The following is a 15496-nucleotide window of genomic DNA, read 5'->3' as shown; positions in this document are numbered from 1 at the left end:
CTCGAAGTCAGCAATCTCGAAGTCTATGGGATGCGTCGAGGCTGGGTCATCGGCAGAAGCTGCCGATGGTGGGCACGACAGGGATCGAACCTGTGACCCCTACCATGTCAAGGTAGTGCTCTCCCGCTGAGCTACGTGCCCTAGAACCAAAAACGTCAAATCGGGTGGGGGTCCCTATATCGGCTCCCACGCAGGCAGGCAAGGACGCAGAGTGTCGAAAATGGAAATAAGCGCCGTTTTGGGCGGCCCCAGTTCCGGGCTAGGCCGCCAGCATCTTGTTGACTTCGCTCACCAGCTCGCGGAGGTGCACCGGCTTGGAGAGCACCTTGGCGTTCTTCGGCGCCTCCGAATCGGAGTTCAGCGCCACCGCGGCAAAGCCGGTGATGAACATGATCTTGATGTCGGGATCGAGCTCGGAGGCCCGGCGGGCGAGCTCGATGCCGTCCATCTCCGGCATCACGATGTCGGTGAGCAGCATCTCGAACGGCTCCTCGCGCAGCCGCTGATAGGCCGACATGCCGTTGTCATGCGGCGAGACCTGGAAACCGGCATTTTCCAAGGCCTTAACCAAGAAGCGGCGCATGTCGTTATCGTCTTCGGCGAGGAGAATCTTGTGCATGGCGAAGGATCGTGGGGTCCCGGTGGAAAACGGAGCGGCTTGGCTCACTAAGCCTGAGCTGCGGTAAATTTCGGGTGAAAGATTGCCAACGTTGATCCGACATCGGCAAGGCAATTTCAGGGCCGTCCGCATCGTGACATCTACGGCCTACACGTTTTGCCGCAATCTCGGAGTTGTTCCAAGCTGCCGTTGAACTTTTTCCTTGCTTTTGGCTTGGCAGAACGGCTGGGATTACCGACAATGTCTGCGCATAAGAGCGAGTCCGCGTTGTCCGGGCCTGGCTGTTGGCCGCGCAGGTCCGGCGGCGGTGACATGATCAAGGACTGCTCCAAGGGACGGCTCCAAGAGACGGCGCTTAAGGGATGACGGAGTTGACTGGCGAACTGCCGCCGTTTGAGATCGTGGAGCCGCCGATGTGGCGGGCCCCGATCATCTTCAATTCGCCGCACTCCGGCTCGGCCTATCCAGACGAATTCCTGAGGGCCTCGCGGATCGACCTGCCGACATTGCGCCGCTCCGAAGATTCGTTCATGGACGAATTGATCGCGGATCTGGTCGCCCGCGGCTTTCCGGTCGTGCGGGTGCATTTCCCGCGCTGCTACGTCGATGTGAACCGCGAGCCCTATGAGCTCGACCCGCGGATGTTCGCTGGAAGGCTGCCGAGCTTTGCCAACACCCGCTCGATGCGGGTCGCCGGAGGCCTCGGCACCATCCCGCGCGTGGTCGGCGACGGCCAGGAGATCTATCGCGACCGGCTCAGCGTCGATGACGCCCTGCAGCGGATCGAGACCCTGTACAAGCCCTATCATCGGGCGCTGCGACGGCTGATCAACCGCGTGCACCAGCATTTCGGCACGGCCATCGTCGTCGATTGCCATTCGATGCCGTCGGTGGGCGTTTCGCGCGATGAGCCGCGCCGGCCGGACATGGTGATCGGCGACCGCTACGGCACCAGCTGTGCGCCGCTGCTGCCCGACCTGATCGAGGATGTGTTGGGCCGGCTCGGCTACTCCGTCGGCCGCAACAAACCCTATGCCGGCGGGTTCATTACCGAGCATTACGGCAATCCGGCCAGCGGCCTGCACGCGGTGCAGATCGAGCTCAACCGCGCCATCTATATGGATGAGCGGCGGCGCGAACGCGGACCCCGCTTCGCGCAGGTCGCCTCGGACCTCGCGGTCCTCGCCGACGTCCTGGCGACCGTGCCGCTCGACGATCTCGGACCTTTTCCGGCCGCCGCGGAATAAGCCGCCCGCGTGCTGGTTTGGCCTGCAGGCGCCCCCCCGCCTCGCCAAACCATCAGCCGCAAAAAAAGGGCCGCTTGTGATGACAAGCGGCCCAAGTCTAGGGAGGAAACGCCCAAGGAGGGCAGCGGTAACGCGAAGCGCTACCGCACCGCAACAATATGCGGCCGCGCTGCACAAAGCGCAAGGGTTTTTCTGGCATTTCCCATGCAAAAATGAGTGGCCGGGTTGCGCCATCTGCGGCCTCAGAAAGCTCAATTTATCAGTAATTTCAATTGCTTGATTAGAGAATCCGAATGAGCTCCAAAGCGCTACCGGCTTTCGGTCGCAGTTTCGTGAGGCGGCAGATCGCCAATAAATCGCGCGCGATTGGCCTGCTGGCGCAGAGGACATGTCCAGAGTGCCAGCGGGGTTCCGTAAGCCGTGCACAACCGCCGCATTTGGGCTACCCATGCCGGGATACGATCGCGTTCGGGCACCGAATCCTGTTCAGACCTGCAGGCACTCTGGCGTGCCGACCCATGAACTCGCGGATCGCTTTGGATTCAAGGTTCGCGGCAAATGACGCCAGGCTGTAAATCGCGATACTGGTTCCGCCGATTCCCTCATTGAAGGACCTGTCGTGACGGTCATCGATTTCTCCGCCTTTATCGGCCGCCTGGCCACCGCCTCGGGCGAAACCATCCTGCCGTTCTTCCGCACCTCGCTGTCGATCGACAACAAGAGCAGCCGGCACGACTTCGATCCGGTGACCGAGGCCGATCGCGCGGCGGAGGCGGTGATGCGACGGCTGATCAAGGCCAACTTCCCGCAGCACGGCATCGTCGGCGAGGAATTCGGCAATGAGCGGGAAGAGGCTGACTACGTCTGGGTGCTGGACCCGATCGATGGGACCAAATCCTTCATCGCCGGATTTCCGATCTGGGGCACGCTGATCGCGCTGTTGCACAAGGGCATGCCGGTGTTCGGCATGATGCATCAGCCGTTCATCGGCGAGCGCTTCTCGGGCGACAACGCCTCGGCGACCTATCGGAATTCGATCGGCGAGCGCCGGCTGTCGGTGCGGCGCTGCGCCTCGCTGAGCGAAGCCGTCTGCTACACGACGAGCCCCTTGCTGATGAACGATGCCGACCGCGGCAGCTTCGAGCAGGTCCAATCTCAGGTCCGGCTGTCGCGCTATGGCGGCGACTGCTACTCCTACTGCATGTTGGCGGCCGGGCACCTCGACCTCGTGATTGAGACCGAACTCAAGCCCTACGACATTGCCGCCCTGATCCCGATCGTCAACGGTGCTGGTGGTATCGTCACCAATTGGGAGGGGGGCCCAGCGCAGACCGGCGGGCGCATCATCGCCGCCGGCGACAAGCGCGTGCACGAGGCGGCAATGAAGATCCTGGCCGCCTGACGCGCTACTTTCTTACCCGGCGCCTGCCGATGAACTTTTAAAGTCGATTGAACTCCGAAGTTCTACCTATGCCCGGTGGCGTGCGGTTAACGGAGCATTGACCGCGCGCTGCCTAGGCTTTGCGCAAGCAAATTCATTCTCGTCTTTGTTTGCGCAATCGCCTGCCCCAGGGCGTTTTTGGAACGTACAGATGCTCCCATTCGCTTTTCGCCTGACCCATAAGGTCATGGCCGTCGCCTTGGTCGGCCTGCTCGGATTAGTCGCCTTCGGTACCATCTACTTCCTTGGCGAGGCTTCGCAGCGAGACTCGCGCGCCTCCGCCGAACACGCCCGCGCCATCGCCGACATCAACCAAAAGCTCGCCAATGAGCTGCTCCAGACCCGCCGGGCTGAGAAGGACTTCCAGCTTCGTCGTGACGAGCGCTACGCGAAGCGTCACGCGGAGCTGAGCGCGACGATCACGCGCGAGCTTGCGCAATTGCGAAGCGTCATGCTCGCCAATGGCTATGCGACGCTCGTTGGAAACGTCGATGCAGTTGCCAGGGGATTTGCAAACTACGACCAAGAATTTGCAGCGGTCGAACAGGCGGAAGTGCGGCTCGGCCTGAACGAGACGCTTGGGTTGTCCGGATCGCTGCGCAACGCCGTGCATGCCATCGAAAGCAAGCTGAAGGAAGCCGACGAACCGCGGCTGACCAGCGGCATGCTGATGCTGCGCCGTCATGAAAAGGACTTCATGCTCCGGCGCGACCCGAAATACATCGGCGAGCTGAAGAAAGCGGCCGCCGAATTCTCCAAGGCCGTGGCGAATGCCAACCTCGCGCCTGCGGTCAAGGCCGATATCGACCAGAAGCTGGACAAATACCAGGTCGACTTCCTGGCCTGGGCTGACGGCGCCCAGGAGACGGCACGCCATGCGGCGGCAATGTCTCAGGCCTATGCGGACATCGAGCCCATCCTTGCCGAGATCGGCGAGACGGTTGGCCAGCGCTATGCGGCCGCTCAGGCGGCCGAGGTGGCGACCGGTGAAGCGGTGAAACGCTGGATGCTGATCACGCTCGGCGTTGCGCTCGTCGTCGTCAGCGGTGTGTCTTTCCTGATCGGCAGCGGCATCTCGAGGGCCATTCGGGCAATGGCCGGCGCAATGACGCGTCTTGCCCGAGGTGACGCCTCGATCCGCATTCCCGGCGTCGGCCGGCGCGACGAGGTCGGTGACATGGCCGACGCGGTCGAAGTCTTCAAGACCAACATGATCGAGACCGAGCGGATGCGGGCCGAACAGGCGCTCTTGGAACAGCGCCAGGCCGAGCAGCGGAAAACCGACATGAACCGGCTCGCCCAGGATTTCGAGGCGGCGATCGGGCAGATCGTCGAGACCGTGTCCTCGGCTTCCACCGAGCTGGAAGCTTCCGCAGCGACCCTCACGCAAACCGCGCAACGCGGCCAGACGCTCGCCACGACGGTGGCGTCGGCTTCGGAAGAAGCGGCCGCCAGCGCACAGTCGGTGGCCTCGGCGACCGAGCAGCTGTCCTCTTCGGTCAATGAGATCAGTCGGCAGGTGCAGGAATCGGCGCGGATCGCAGGCGATGCCGTCGGCCAGGCCCAGCGCACCAACGAGCGCGTCGGCGAATTGTCGAAGGCGGCAAGCCGGATCGGCGATGTCGTCGAACTCATCAGCAGCATTGCCGGCCAGACGAACCTGTTGGCGTTGAACGCCACGATCGAGGCGGCACGTGCCGGCGAAGCCGGCCGCGGCTTTGCGGTGGTCGCCTCGGAGGTCAAGGCGTTGGCGGACCAGACCGCGAAAGCTACCGAGGAGATCGGCCGGCAGATTTCTGGCATCCAGGCCGCCACCGAGGAATCGGTCGACGTCATCAGGGAAATCTCCGGCACCATCGGCCGGCTCTCGGAGATCGCCGCAACGATCGCGTCGGCCGTCGAACAACAGGGTGCTGCGACCCAGGAGATCTCCCGCAACGTGCAGCAGACCGCTGAAGGGACCCATCGCGTCTCCTCGAACATCACCGAGGTGCAGCACGGCGCCGCCGAGACCGGCTCGGCCTCCACCCAGGTGCTCTCGGCCGCGCAATCGCTGGCCAACGAAAGCAGCCGGCTGAAGCTCGAAGTCGGCAAGTTCCTGACAACCGTCCAGGCCGCATAGCCATCAGCCCACCGCCTTGCGCAGGTGATCGACCAGGAGCTTGGCAGGGCGCGGCAGCGCCTTGAAGCTGCGGGCGCAGATGACGAGCCGGCGATTGGCCCAGCCGTCCCGGAGCGTCATCACCGAGATCGGCATCGTGCGCGCGCAGCGCCGGGCCGCGGCCTCCGGCACCACCGCGATGCCGACGCCGGCGGCCACCATCTGGCAGATCGCGTCGAAATCGCGCAGGCGTGCGCGAAAGTGCTGGCGAATGCCGAGCCGCGCGGCATGCTTGCCGATATGGACCTGCAGCGCGGTGGCCTGGGTCAGGCCGACGAAATCCTGCCCCGCGGTCTCGACGAAGTCGATCTGGCGCCGGCCTGCAAACGGCCCGCGGCGGCCGGCGACCAGGGTCAGCCGGTCCTCGCCGAACACGAAGCGCTCGACATTGTCTGGGAGCGCGTGTTCGGCGGCAAAGCCGAGATCGGCGCTGCCGGCCGCGATCGCAGCCGCGATATCGGTGCTCTCGCGCTCCTCGACGTCGACGCTGATATCGGGATGATCGCGCAGGAAGGCGGCCAGCGCCCGCGGCAAGTGCTCGGCCAGGCCGACCGTGTTGGCGAGCAGCTCGACATTGGCGCGCAGCCCCGAGGCGAAGCGGACCATCTCGCCCTGCATGGTCTCGACATTGTGCATGATGATGCGGGCGTGATCGAGCAGGCTCTCGCCGGCTGTGGTCAGCGCCACCCCGCGGCGGCCACGCTTGAACAGCGGCACGCCGAACGAATCCTCCAGGCCCTTGATCCGCGCGCTGGCCGAGGCCAGCGCCAGATGCGCGCGATCGGCGCCGCCGGTGATGCTGTGCGCGTCGGCCACCGCGATGAACAGCCTGAGATCAACCAGATCAAACCGCACCTGTCATGCTCCCAGAGCCTTCGTAGCAGCCGAAGGCTTGCTCCGTAACCTCCAGATTGTGCCGCCGAACGCGATCGGTCAATCTCAGTGCCATGATCGATCCCATCCTGATCTTCATCGCATTCGCTCTAACGCTCGCCGGCTTCGTGAAGGGCGCGCTCGGGCTCGGCCTGCCGACCGTCTCGGTCGGGCTGCTTGCGGTCGCGATGCCGCCGGGACGTGCGCTTGCCATCGTGATCGTGCCGGCCGTGATCACCAACATCTGGCAGACCTTCGTCGGCCCTTATCTGCGCGACATCGCCCGACGTCTGTGGCCGCTGATGCTGGGCACCGCGGTCGGCATCAGCCTGAACGCCTCGGCGCTGAGCCATGCCTCGACCCATTATGGCAACATCGCCCTGGGCACCTTGCTGGTCATTTACGCCCTGCTCGGCCTGTTCAAGGTCGCCTTCAGCGTGGCGCCGCGCCACGAGAAGTGGGTCGGCGGCATCGTCGGCCTCGTCACCGGCCTGATCTCGGCCGCCACCGGCGTGCAGGTGGTTCCGTCGGTGCCCTACATGCAGGCAATCGGGCTGCAGAAGGACGAACTGGTGCAAGCGCTCGGCGTGTTCTTCACGGTCGCCACCATTACGCTCGCCTTCAACTTGACCAGCTCGGGCCTGCTCTCGACCGCAACCGCCCTGCCCGGCGCTGTCGCGATGGCCTGCGCCTTCGTCGGCATGTTCGTCGGCCAGGCCGCGCGATCGAAAATGCCGGCGGAAACCTTCCGCCGCGTCTTCCTGGTCGCGATGGTCCTGCTCGGGCTCTATCTCGCCGGCAGCGCGATCGTGGAACTCTCCTGGTAGTCCTATCGTGCTTCCAAGAGCGCGATCCGAATGCCGAGATAGACGAACAGTCCCCCGATCGCCCGGTTGAGCCAAGCCACCGCCTGCGAGGAGCTCTGGACGCGCCTGGCCGTCCTTGCCGCGACGACAGCGACACCGAGGCACCAGATCGTGCTGTTGGCGATGAAAATTCCGCCGAGCAGCAGAAAGGCCAATGGTTTTTGCGGGGCATCGGCTGCGACGAATTGAGGCAGGAAGGCCAGGAAGAACAGCGCCACCTTGGGGTTCAGCACATTGGTGAGCGCGCCCTGTAGAAATACCGTCCGAAGCGGGACCACCGGTCTGACCACCTTCACGCCCTCCGCAGATGATTGCCGGTGTGTGAGCAGCAGCCTGATTCCGATATAGGCCAAATAGGCCGCTCCCAGCCATTTCACGGCCAGGAACGCCGTGGCGGAGGCCGCGAGCAGCGCCGACAGCCCGACCGCTGCGGCGAAGACATGCACCAGACAGCCAGTGCAGATGCCGAGCGCCGCCAGCGCCCCACCCCGCCAGCCCATCTGCATGCTGCGGCCGACGATATAGGCCGTGTCCGGACCTGGCGTGACGTTGAGCAGCAGGCCGGACAGGATGAACAGCCCAAAATCGTGAATTCCCAGCATGTCGGGTTCCTTCAAGGCATGGAGGTAGCGAACCAATCGCGCAGATTTCAGACGAATTGTGAGTTGCAAAAGGATTGGATTCAACGGCCGCTGCCATGGTATCGGCAGTTGCGGGAGCAGGAGTGCGATGGAAAGGCGGCTGGCTGCCATTGTCTGCGCTGACGTAGCCGGCTACTCGCGGATGATGGGGGCCGACGAAGCCGGCACGCATGCCGCGTTCAAGGCGCATTGCGGCGCGATTCATCCCATCATCCTCAATCACGGCGGCCGGATCATCAAGAAGACCGGCGACGGTTTCCTGCTGGAATTCCCCAGCGTGGTCGGCGCCGTCGAGGCAGCGGTCGCGCTGCAGAGGCTGATGGCCGAACGAAACGCGCATCTGCCGGCGGAACGGATCATGCTGTTTCGCCTCGGCGTCCATATGGGCGATATCATCGCCGATGAGGACGAGGTATTCGGCGACGGCGTTAACCTTGCGGTCCGGCTGGAAGCGGCCGCCCGCCCGGGCGGCGTGGCCATCTCGGCCAAGGTCTATCAGGAAGCGAGCCGGCATTTGTCGGTCAACTTCGCGGACGCCGGCAATTTCCGCTTCAAGAACATCGAAGATACCATCAATGTCTGGGCCTGGGAGCCGGGCCACTCCGACAGGTCCCACGCGCCACGAACCGGCTCGGCGCTGCCACCCCAGTACCGGACCGCGATCGTCGGCGTGCTGCCCTTCGTCAATCTGAGCGACGCCGCCGACGATTACTTCTCGGACGGCCTGGCCGAGGACCTGATTCACGCGCTGTCGCTGCAATCGTTCTTCCGGGTCCTGAGCCGGAATTCGACCTTCGGCTTCAAGAATGGCGGTCTCAACGCTCGCCTGATCGCGCGCGAAACTGATGCAACCTACCTGATCCAGGGCACCGTGCGACGCGCCGGTGCCAAGATCCGGGTGACGGCCGAGCTGGTTGCGCCCGAGAGCGGCGAGCAGCTCTGGGCCGGCCGCTATGACCGGGACATCGGCGACGTCTTCGTCGTGCAGGACGACATCACCACCAATCTGTGCGCCGCGCTGATCCCCGAGATCTATCGCGCCGAGGCTGCGGTCCCGACCCGTTCGCTGAGCACCGACCTCACCGCCTGGGACCGCTTCCTGCGCGGATTGTCGCATTACTATCAGCCGACCAAAGCCGATTACGAGCGGTCGATCGCGCTGTTCCGGGAAGCAATCGCGCTCGACCCGGGACTGGCGATCGCCCATACCTATCTCGGCACCATCCTGCTGCAGGGCGTGCATTTCGGCTGGATCAGGAGCACCCGCGAATTGTGGGACGAGGCGCTGCGGCTCGCCGAAACCAGCGTGCGGCTCGCCCCGCGTTCCTCCTTCGCCTATTCGCTGCTGGCTTACGTCAACGCGATGGAGGGCCGGTATGACACCGGAATGGAGGCGGCGCACAAGGCGGTTGAGCTCAATCCCTACGACATGGGGGCCCGCGGCGTGCTCGGCGCCTGCTACATGGTCAGCGGCGAGCATCAGCGCGCGGTCGAGCAGTTCTCGATCGCGGCCCAGCGCGGCAACAGCGATCCGCGCTACCAATGGAACGTGCTGAGCGCGTTCACCCACTATCTGCTCGGGCATTATGACGCAGCGCTCTCCTGGGGGCGCGAGTCCTATTACGAGAACCCCAATCACCTGCAGGGTCTCGCGATCCGGGCCGCCAGCCTTGCGCAACTCGGGCGGTTGATCGAAGCCAAAGAGGTCGTCACAGCCATGCTCGGTCTCTACCCGTGGCTGACGGTGGAGCGGCTGGCGGGCAATATCCGCTGGAAAAATCCAGATGACATTGCGCACTACCGCGAGGGTCTGGTGAAGGCGCGCATTCCCTCGGTGAGGCTGACCTTGGTCGAGACGGTCACGCAACGCCTGGCGGAATCCTGATCCGGAAGGTCCGCGGGCCTGCGACTTTTGGTTGACACGAAGTCGGATTACACCATCATCGACATAGGCTGTGAGAATTCCTCTGCGCGTGTGGGATGGTTCACGCGCGCGCATTCCGGTCCACGCTATTCGTTTCATCACTCGCCACTTTGCCTGAGGATGCGACTGCATGCCCACAGACCGCGCCCCCGCCGACGACGCGCTGCCTGAACAGAATCCCGTTTCGCCCGACAATCCCTGCCCCTTCCTGCGCGCGCTGGTCACCGGCGGCTTCGTCGGCGGGCACGCCGTGCCGCTGCCGAAGATCTGCAGCACGATCCAGGCGGCGAGCGGCGAGACCGGCCTGCGCCGGCGAATCGTCTGGGCGCAGACCTTTGGCGTTGCGCTGATCGCCAACGGGCTTGGCCCCGTGCGGCTGTTGCGCAGCCTGTGGTCGGGCGCCGATCTCGATCAGCTGCGCAATGGCCCCCTCGACAAGCATGGTGGCGGCTCGCGCATTCTCGATGCCGCGGCCCAGGTCCATCCGGATGAGATCGACCGCTTCGCCTGCTTCGGTAGCGACTATCCCAATCCTTGCGGCGGCACCGAGCGCGGGCTGAATGCGGCGCAGATCAAGACCTTCATGCGCGCCAATGTCGACCGCGACGGCGCTGATGCCCGCTGGTACTTCCCCATACTGATGCAGGGCGAGTGGCCGGTGCTGCTCCGTGTGATGGGCAAGGGTGAGGGCGACAAGCGCTACCTCAGCGTCGCCGAGGTCCGCACGCTGTTCGTCGAGCGCCGGCTGCCGGAGCGGATCGTGACCCGGCTGATCACCAAGCCGAGGCCTGCGGGCGTGCTGTGGCGGCTCGGTCGCGCCACCGTCGCCGCGCTGGTCCTGCTGCTTCTCCTGCTCGGCGTGGCCTGGCTGGCGATTCCCGACCAAGTCGATCAGATGCTGGCCGACAGCCTGCCGAAGCCGATCGCGCAACTCGTCCCGCCGGCGCTGCCGGCCTATGAGCCGCCAAAGGCGGCGCACTGGCTCGATCAGGGCTGGACTGTCAAGGACCGGCAATGGTTTCACCACGTTACCCAGGGAACTTCGACATTCCCCGTTCCCTACAAATGGTTCATGGCGCTGGAGCAGCCTTATTTGTCCGTCGCCGGCGCGCCCGGCCTGATGTCCGACAGCGCTTATCTCGAACGCTTCGGCTTCATCTCCAGCCCGAAGACGACCGACAGCGACGCCGCCGCGCTGAAAGCTTACGGCTTCGACGCCGCGGCCGACGCCAATGCCGCGCCGGCTCCTGCTCCCCAGCCGGGCTTGACCCCGACGCCGGCCGATAATCGCGACGGTCTGCCGGTCGGCTTCGCACGGCTGAGCGGCGCGGTCGATCCGGCCACCGGCGCCGCCGAGCCCGACAAGATCGGCCTCACCTGCGCGGCCTGTCACACCGGCAGCATCCGCTACAAGGGCACCAGCATCCGCTTCGACGGCGGCCCGGCCACGGTCGACTTGCGCAAGCTCGAAGAGGCGATGGGCTTTGCGATGATCTTCACGCAATGGGTCCCCGGCCGCTTCTCCCGCTTCGCCGAGCGCGTGCTCGGTCCCGGCGCCAGCTCCTCCGAGCGCGATGCCCTGAAGAAAGGGCTGAAAGCCGCGACCGATTTCGCGCTGACCATGCAGGCCAAGAACTACCAGAACACGATCAAGAGCAAGGGCCAGAGCGAGACGCAGGAAGGATTTGGCCGGCTCGACGCGCTGAACCGGATCGGCAACCAGGTGTTCTATCTCGACATGGCGGTCAGCGGCCTGCCCGGCTATCTCGACAATCAAGAGGCCATCAGCGCGCCGGTCAGCTACCCGCCGATCTGGACCGTGCCGTGGTTCTCCTGGGCGCAGTATGATGCCTCGATCTCGCAGCCCTTGATCCGCAACGCCGGCGAGGCGCTCGGCGTATTTGCTGCGATCAATTTCTCGCCCGACAAGCCGTCGAACCGGGTGTTCCGCTCCGCGATCGCGATCGAGAATCTGATTCAGATCGAGGACATGCTGCACGGGCCTGATCCGTTCGCGACCGACCCGCCGCGCTTCCGCGGCTTGACCTCGCCGAAATGGCCGGGCCAGCTGTTCCCGGGCGACAAGGCGTGGACGATCGATCAGGCCAAGGTCGATGCCGGCCGCAGGCTCTACGGCAAGATCTGCGTCGAATGCCATCTCGGCCCGGTCGACGATCGCAGCTTCGACACCGACGACGACACCAAGGCGCTCAGCTTCTGGCGGCGCGACGGCGGTCCCTGGGACACGGCCGGCAGCGTGGTGCATCTGGTGCAGAAGCCGGTCGCCGACATGAAGACCGACTCGGGCCAGGCCAGCGTGCTGAGGACGCGGACGGTGAAGGTGCCGGGCTTCCTCGGGCTTGATCCGGCCAAGGACCTGAAGGGCTGCGGCCTGCCGCCGGGCGCATCCACCACCGACATATCCTACGCGCTCGCCCTGATGGATGTCGTGCAGCGCGCCAGCGACAAATGGATGGAGGAGCATCCCGGCGTCGATCAGAGCCTCGTCTGGGGCACGCGCAAGAACTGCCCAAATCCATCGCCGGTGCCGGTCTATCGCGCCCGTCCGCTGAACGGCGTCTGGGCCACCGCGCCTTACCTGCACAACGGTTCGGTGCCCTCGCTCTATTGGATGCTGAGCCCGGCCGCCGACCGGCCGACCTCGTTCTGCCAGGGCGCGCGCGACTACGATCCGGTCACGGTCGGCTTTGCTGTGCCCGCTGGCGGCGAGGCCTCGTGCAAGACCGGCCAGACCCGGTTCATGACGGCCGACGGCAACGGACCGATCAAGGGCAACAGCGTGTTGGGCCATTCCTTCGAGGGACCCGAGCGCGACCCGCACGACTATCCCCAAGGGGTGATCGGCCGCGGCTTCAGCGAGGAGGAGCGCTGGCAGCTGATCGAGTATCTGAAGACGCTGTAGGAGCCCGCCTGCCACGCCCACTGTGCATCCCGTCATTGCGAGGCGCGTCAGCGCCGAAGCAATCCAGAGCTCAGCCAAGGTTCTGGATCGCTGCCGCCTTCGCCCCTTGGGCTTCGGCGGACAAGTCGCTCGCGCTCGCAATGACGTATCGCGGCTCACGTCCGATTCAACTATCAAACAGCCCTTGGAACATAGGTCCGCGCTCTCGCGGCATGATCCACCCGAGCTTTGCTGATGCACCGCCCTCGACCAAGTCGGAGGGCGCAGGGAATGCCGGACTCTGGCCGAGCCCATGGCCCGCCTGCATCAAAGAAAGCAGGCGGCAGTCACCACAGGTCAGCCGAGACATCCGGCATTCCCTGCGCGATGTTTGACGGCTGCTTCGTGCTCTTCCTGGTGCGCCGGGCTTTCTGGCCACCATGACCCGCGTGATGCAAAGGCATCATCGCGCAGCGTGACACCAGCGTCGGGGTGTCGGAACCACACGACTTGACCGTGCGCATCAAGGTTGTTCGTCCGCATGATGAGATCACGCGACACCCCAATACGCCCATCGCATCCCACCGCCCACGTTCGTGACGACCGCGATACGCCCCTCCTGGAGGAAGCGGGACGGCGTCGATCAATACACGATTTCTGAAAATACGAAAGAAGAATATTTTTCGCGGCAGGGCTGGACAGGGTTTAGCGGAGCTCGCCTGTCGGGCAAAGCACCCGATTCAGCCAGCAACCGCTGCTTCTACGCTCCCGGTCTTTTAAACAGTTCGGCGAGCTCCAAATCGTTCACTGCATTTCGCTCCGCCCGGCCTGGCAGCCCGCTCGCTTAATGCTACTATCAAACGATCGTTCATGGAGGTTGGCTTGCCCATGCTCAAGCTCCCTCCGCCCATCTGGGCGTTGATCTTTATCATTCTGTGTGTGGCGCTGAGTTGGCTGCTGGGTTGGCCGATGGTGCCCGGCATGCCCGTTCCGCCGCTCGGAATGGCTCTGGTGGCGCTGGCGTTCATCCCGCCCGTCTGGGCCTTCGTCCTGTTCCAGCGTGAAGGCACGGAGATCGAGCCGACATCGCCGACCAATCGCACGCTCGTCACACGCGGCCCCTACCGGTTCACCCGCAACCCGATGTATCTGGGCCTCGTCACGCTTGCGCTCGGCATTGCCGTATGGATCGGCTCCTGGCCGATGTTTATTGCGCCGATTGCCGTCTTCCTGACTGTCAATTGGGTCCACATCCCCTTCGAGGAAGCCAAGATGCGGCGCCAATTCGGCGCGACCTATGACGACTATCTCGCGCGAGTCCGACGCTGGGTGTGATCAGCTACGGGCAATCCTACGCCCGTGCCAACTCGTCTCGTGCACTCGAAACCAAGCAGGTTGCAACGTTCCGAGTGCCGAGACGGACCGTTATGCAGACGCTCCGCGAGCAACCAGCCGGGTCGCCCTGAGCTGCCGGAACAGCAGGTAGAAGGCGGTGACGTGCGTGATCATCAGCAGCGGCACGTAGATGACCGGGATCACGTAGGCGGCGCCCAGTTCGCCCGCAATCGATGGAAGGTCGATGCTGACAGCCTGCGCGTAGTCGACCACGAGATCGATGATGCCGACCACGTTGAAGGCCGCGACCAAGAGCCAGAACAAGGGACGGATCCTGACGGCGAGCAGCGCCAGCATGGCGAGGATCCCGGTCGCGAAATCCCAGTACGCGGCGAAGCTCGCGAAGCCGGTCGGAAGATGCGGCCCGACATAGCCGGGCAGGATGAAGACCAGCCCGAAAAAGCGGAAGCTGTGCAATGTCGCGATCGCACGATGGGCCTCGACATGGTCCATCGATCTGAGGCGCGGCCAGATGTAGGCGGCAAAGCAAAGCAGCCACGCGACATAACCGAAAACGAGGTGGGTGCGGAAAATGGCTTCCGGTGACATGGTCCCCTCCTCTTATGCGCTCGCTGGCGCGGCTTCGAACACGGCGGTCAGAATGCCGAGCCGGCCTTCCAGCAGATTTCGTCCCAGATTGGCGGCAAGCTCGGCGAAATCCGGCCCCATCACCACGCCGAGATTGGGCGATGGCGGCGGGCCGGAGGCGCGCAGTCGCGCGACCCAGGCTTTTGCCGTCTCGGTATCGTCGCGCCAGACCAGCGTTCGAAAGCCTGCCGGTTCGATCGCCTCGCGCGTCGCAGCAGCGGTCAGCAGGAAGCTCGTCGCCGCGGTTCGCGCCCAGGGAACGGGGTAATGCGGCTCGGCGCCGTTTGACACGACGTCGAAGACGGCGAACCTGCCGCCAGCCTTCAGCACACGCCGGATCTCGCGATACAGCCGTCCACGGTCTTCGATATTCATCGCGACGTGCTGCATGAGAACGGCGTCGAACGCGCCGTCGCCAAAGGGCAGCTCCAGGGCGCTTGCGACCTGGAATGACACCTGACCGCTCTGTCCGGTGCGCTCGGTCAGGTAGCGCGCGGCCTCCACGAACGGCTCACTAAGGTCGACGCCGGTCACCTTGCAGCCGCGGGTCGCGGCCACGAAGCGGGCCGGGCCGCCGACGCCCGAGCCGACGTCCAGAACCGACATGTCGGCGGTGATCCCAACTAATTTGGTGAGTTCGTCGGTCGCGGCGAGCCCGATGGTGTGAAACTGGTCGAGCGCGGCGAGCTGTCGGGGATCGAGACGCTGGTCCTCCGGGCCGAATGCGGTGAGCGCCGCCTTCAGCCGCTCGGTCAGGCCGGTCGCCCGGTAATGGTTGCGGACACCCTCAAGTGCATCGTTCATGGCGGTCCTCCAGTTCGGCACGGATGCCGGTGAGA

At 64.6% G+C, this 15496-nt stretch carries 12 protein-coding genes and 1 tRNA gene; 7 read left to right on the top strand and 6 right to left on the bottom strand.

Going from position 1 to position 15496, the window contains the following annotated elements; translation table 11 throughout:
* Positions 1-66: 66 nt before the first annotated feature.
* Together ACQR1W_RS13485 and cpdR are read right to left on the bottom strand one after the other, a co-directional pair.
* Positions 67-141: transfer RNA gene (locus ACQR1W_RS13485), tRNA-Val, on the bottom strand.
* A gap of 118 nt (positions 142-259) precedes the next feature.
* On the bottom strand, positions 260-619 hold the full coding sequence (gene cpdR, locus ACQR1W_RS13480; RefSeq protein ID WP_006610087.1) for a cell cycle two-component system response regulator CpdR: 360 nt from the start codon (positions 617-619) through the stop codon (positions 260-262).
* Between the two features lie 362 nt (positions 620-981).
* On the opposite strand from cpdR, the gene ACQR1W_RS13475 reads away from it, so the two are divergent.
* From ACQR1W_RS13475 to ACQR1W_RS13465, 3 genes are all read left to right on the top strand, one after another.
* Positions 982-1866: an N-formylglutamate amidohydrolase gene (locus ACQR1W_RS13475; RefSeq protein WP_434851239.1), complete on the top strand. Its 885-nt coding sequence runs from the start codon at positions 982-984 to the stop codon at positions 1864-1866.
* Positions 1867-2485: 619 nt separating this feature from the next.
* On the top strand, positions 2486-3268 hold the full coding sequence (gene hisN, locus ACQR1W_RS13470) for a histidinol-phosphatase (protein WP_434851238.1): 783 nt from the start codon (positions 2486-2488) through the stop codon (positions 3266-3268).
* A 190-nt stretch (positions 3269-3458) separates the two neighbouring features.
* On the top strand, positions 3459-5429 hold the full coding sequence (locus tag ACQR1W_RS13465; RefSeq protein WP_434851237.1) for a methyl-accepting chemotaxis protein: 1971 nt from the start codon (positions 3459-3461) through the stop codon (positions 5427-5429).
* 3 nt (positions 5430-5432) lie between these two features.
* Here ACQR1W_RS13465 and ACQR1W_RS13460 read toward each other — a convergent pair whose 3' ends face one another.
* Positions 5433-6323 (bottom strand): LysR substrate-binding domain-containing protein, encoded by an 891-nt coding sequence (locus ACQR1W_RS13460; RefSeq protein WP_434851236.1) that lies wholly within the window; start codon positions 6321-6323, stop codon positions 5433-5435.
* A 92-nt stretch (positions 6324-6415) separates the two neighbouring features.
* Here ACQR1W_RS13460 and ACQR1W_RS13455 point away from each other — a divergent pair, with 92 nt between their 5' ends.
* Positions 6416-7168: a sulfite exporter TauE/SafE family protein gene (locus ACQR1W_RS13455; RefSeq protein WP_434851235.1), complete on the top strand. Its 753-nt coding sequence runs from the start codon at positions 6416-6418 to the stop codon at positions 7166-7168.
* A gap of 2 nt (positions 7169-7170) precedes the next feature.
* Here the strand turns inward: ACQR1W_RS13455 and ACQR1W_RS13450 are convergent, their stop codons facing one another.
* Positions 7171-7809 carry a LysE family translocator gene (locus ACQR1W_RS13450; RefSeq protein WP_434851234.1) on the bottom strand — a complete coding sequence of 213 codons (639 nt, stop codon included), beginning with the start codon at positions 7807-7809 and terminating at the stop codon, positions 7171-7173.
* 127 nt (positions 7810-7936) lie between these two features.
* Between ACQR1W_RS13450 and ACQR1W_RS13445 the strand changes: the two genes are divergently transcribed.
* From ACQR1W_RS13445 to ACQR1W_RS13435, 3 genes are all read left to right on the top strand, one after another.
* Positions 7937-9733, top strand: coding sequence for an adenylate/guanylate cyclase domain-containing protein (locus ACQR1W_RS13445; RefSeq protein ID WP_434851233.1), 1797 nt, complete (start codon positions 7937-7939; stop codon positions 9731-9733).
* Positions 9734-9902: 169 nt separating this feature from the next.
* Positions 9903-12695, top strand: coding sequence for a di-heme-cytochrome C peroxidase (locus ACQR1W_RS13440; RefSeq protein WP_434851232.1), 2793 nt, complete (start codon positions 9903-9905; stop codon positions 12693-12695).
* A gap of 867 nt (positions 12696-13562) precedes the next feature.
* Positions 13563-14009, top strand: a complete 447-nt coding sequence (locus ACQR1W_RS13435) for a methyltransferase family protein (protein WP_434851231.1) — start codon at positions 13563-13565, stop codon at positions 14007-14009.
* 90 nt (positions 14010-14099) lie between these two features.
* Here the strand turns inward: ACQR1W_RS13435 and ACQR1W_RS13430 are convergent, their stop codons facing one another.
* Positions 14100-14618: a hypothetical protein gene (locus ACQR1W_RS13430; protein ID WP_434851230.1), complete on the bottom strand. Its 519-nt coding sequence runs from the start codon at positions 14616-14618 to the stop codon at positions 14100-14102.
* A gap of 12 nt (positions 14619-14630) precedes the next feature.
* Positions 14631-15461 (bottom strand): class I SAM-dependent methyltransferase, encoded by an 831-nt coding sequence (locus ACQR1W_RS13425; protein ID WP_434851229.1) that lies wholly within the window; start codon positions 15459-15461, stop codon positions 14631-14633.
* Positions 15462-15496: the final 35 nt, after the last annotated feature.

The sequence above is a fragment of the Bradyrhizobium sp. HKCCYLS1011 genome, from assembly GCF_051167795.1.
Taxonomy (GTDB): Bacteria; Pseudomonadota; Alphaproteobacteria; order Rhizobiales; family Xanthobacteraceae; genus Bradyrhizobium.
The sequence above is the reverse complement of the archived record's forward strand: the minus strand, read 5'-3'. Positions and strand labels throughout refer to the sequence as shown.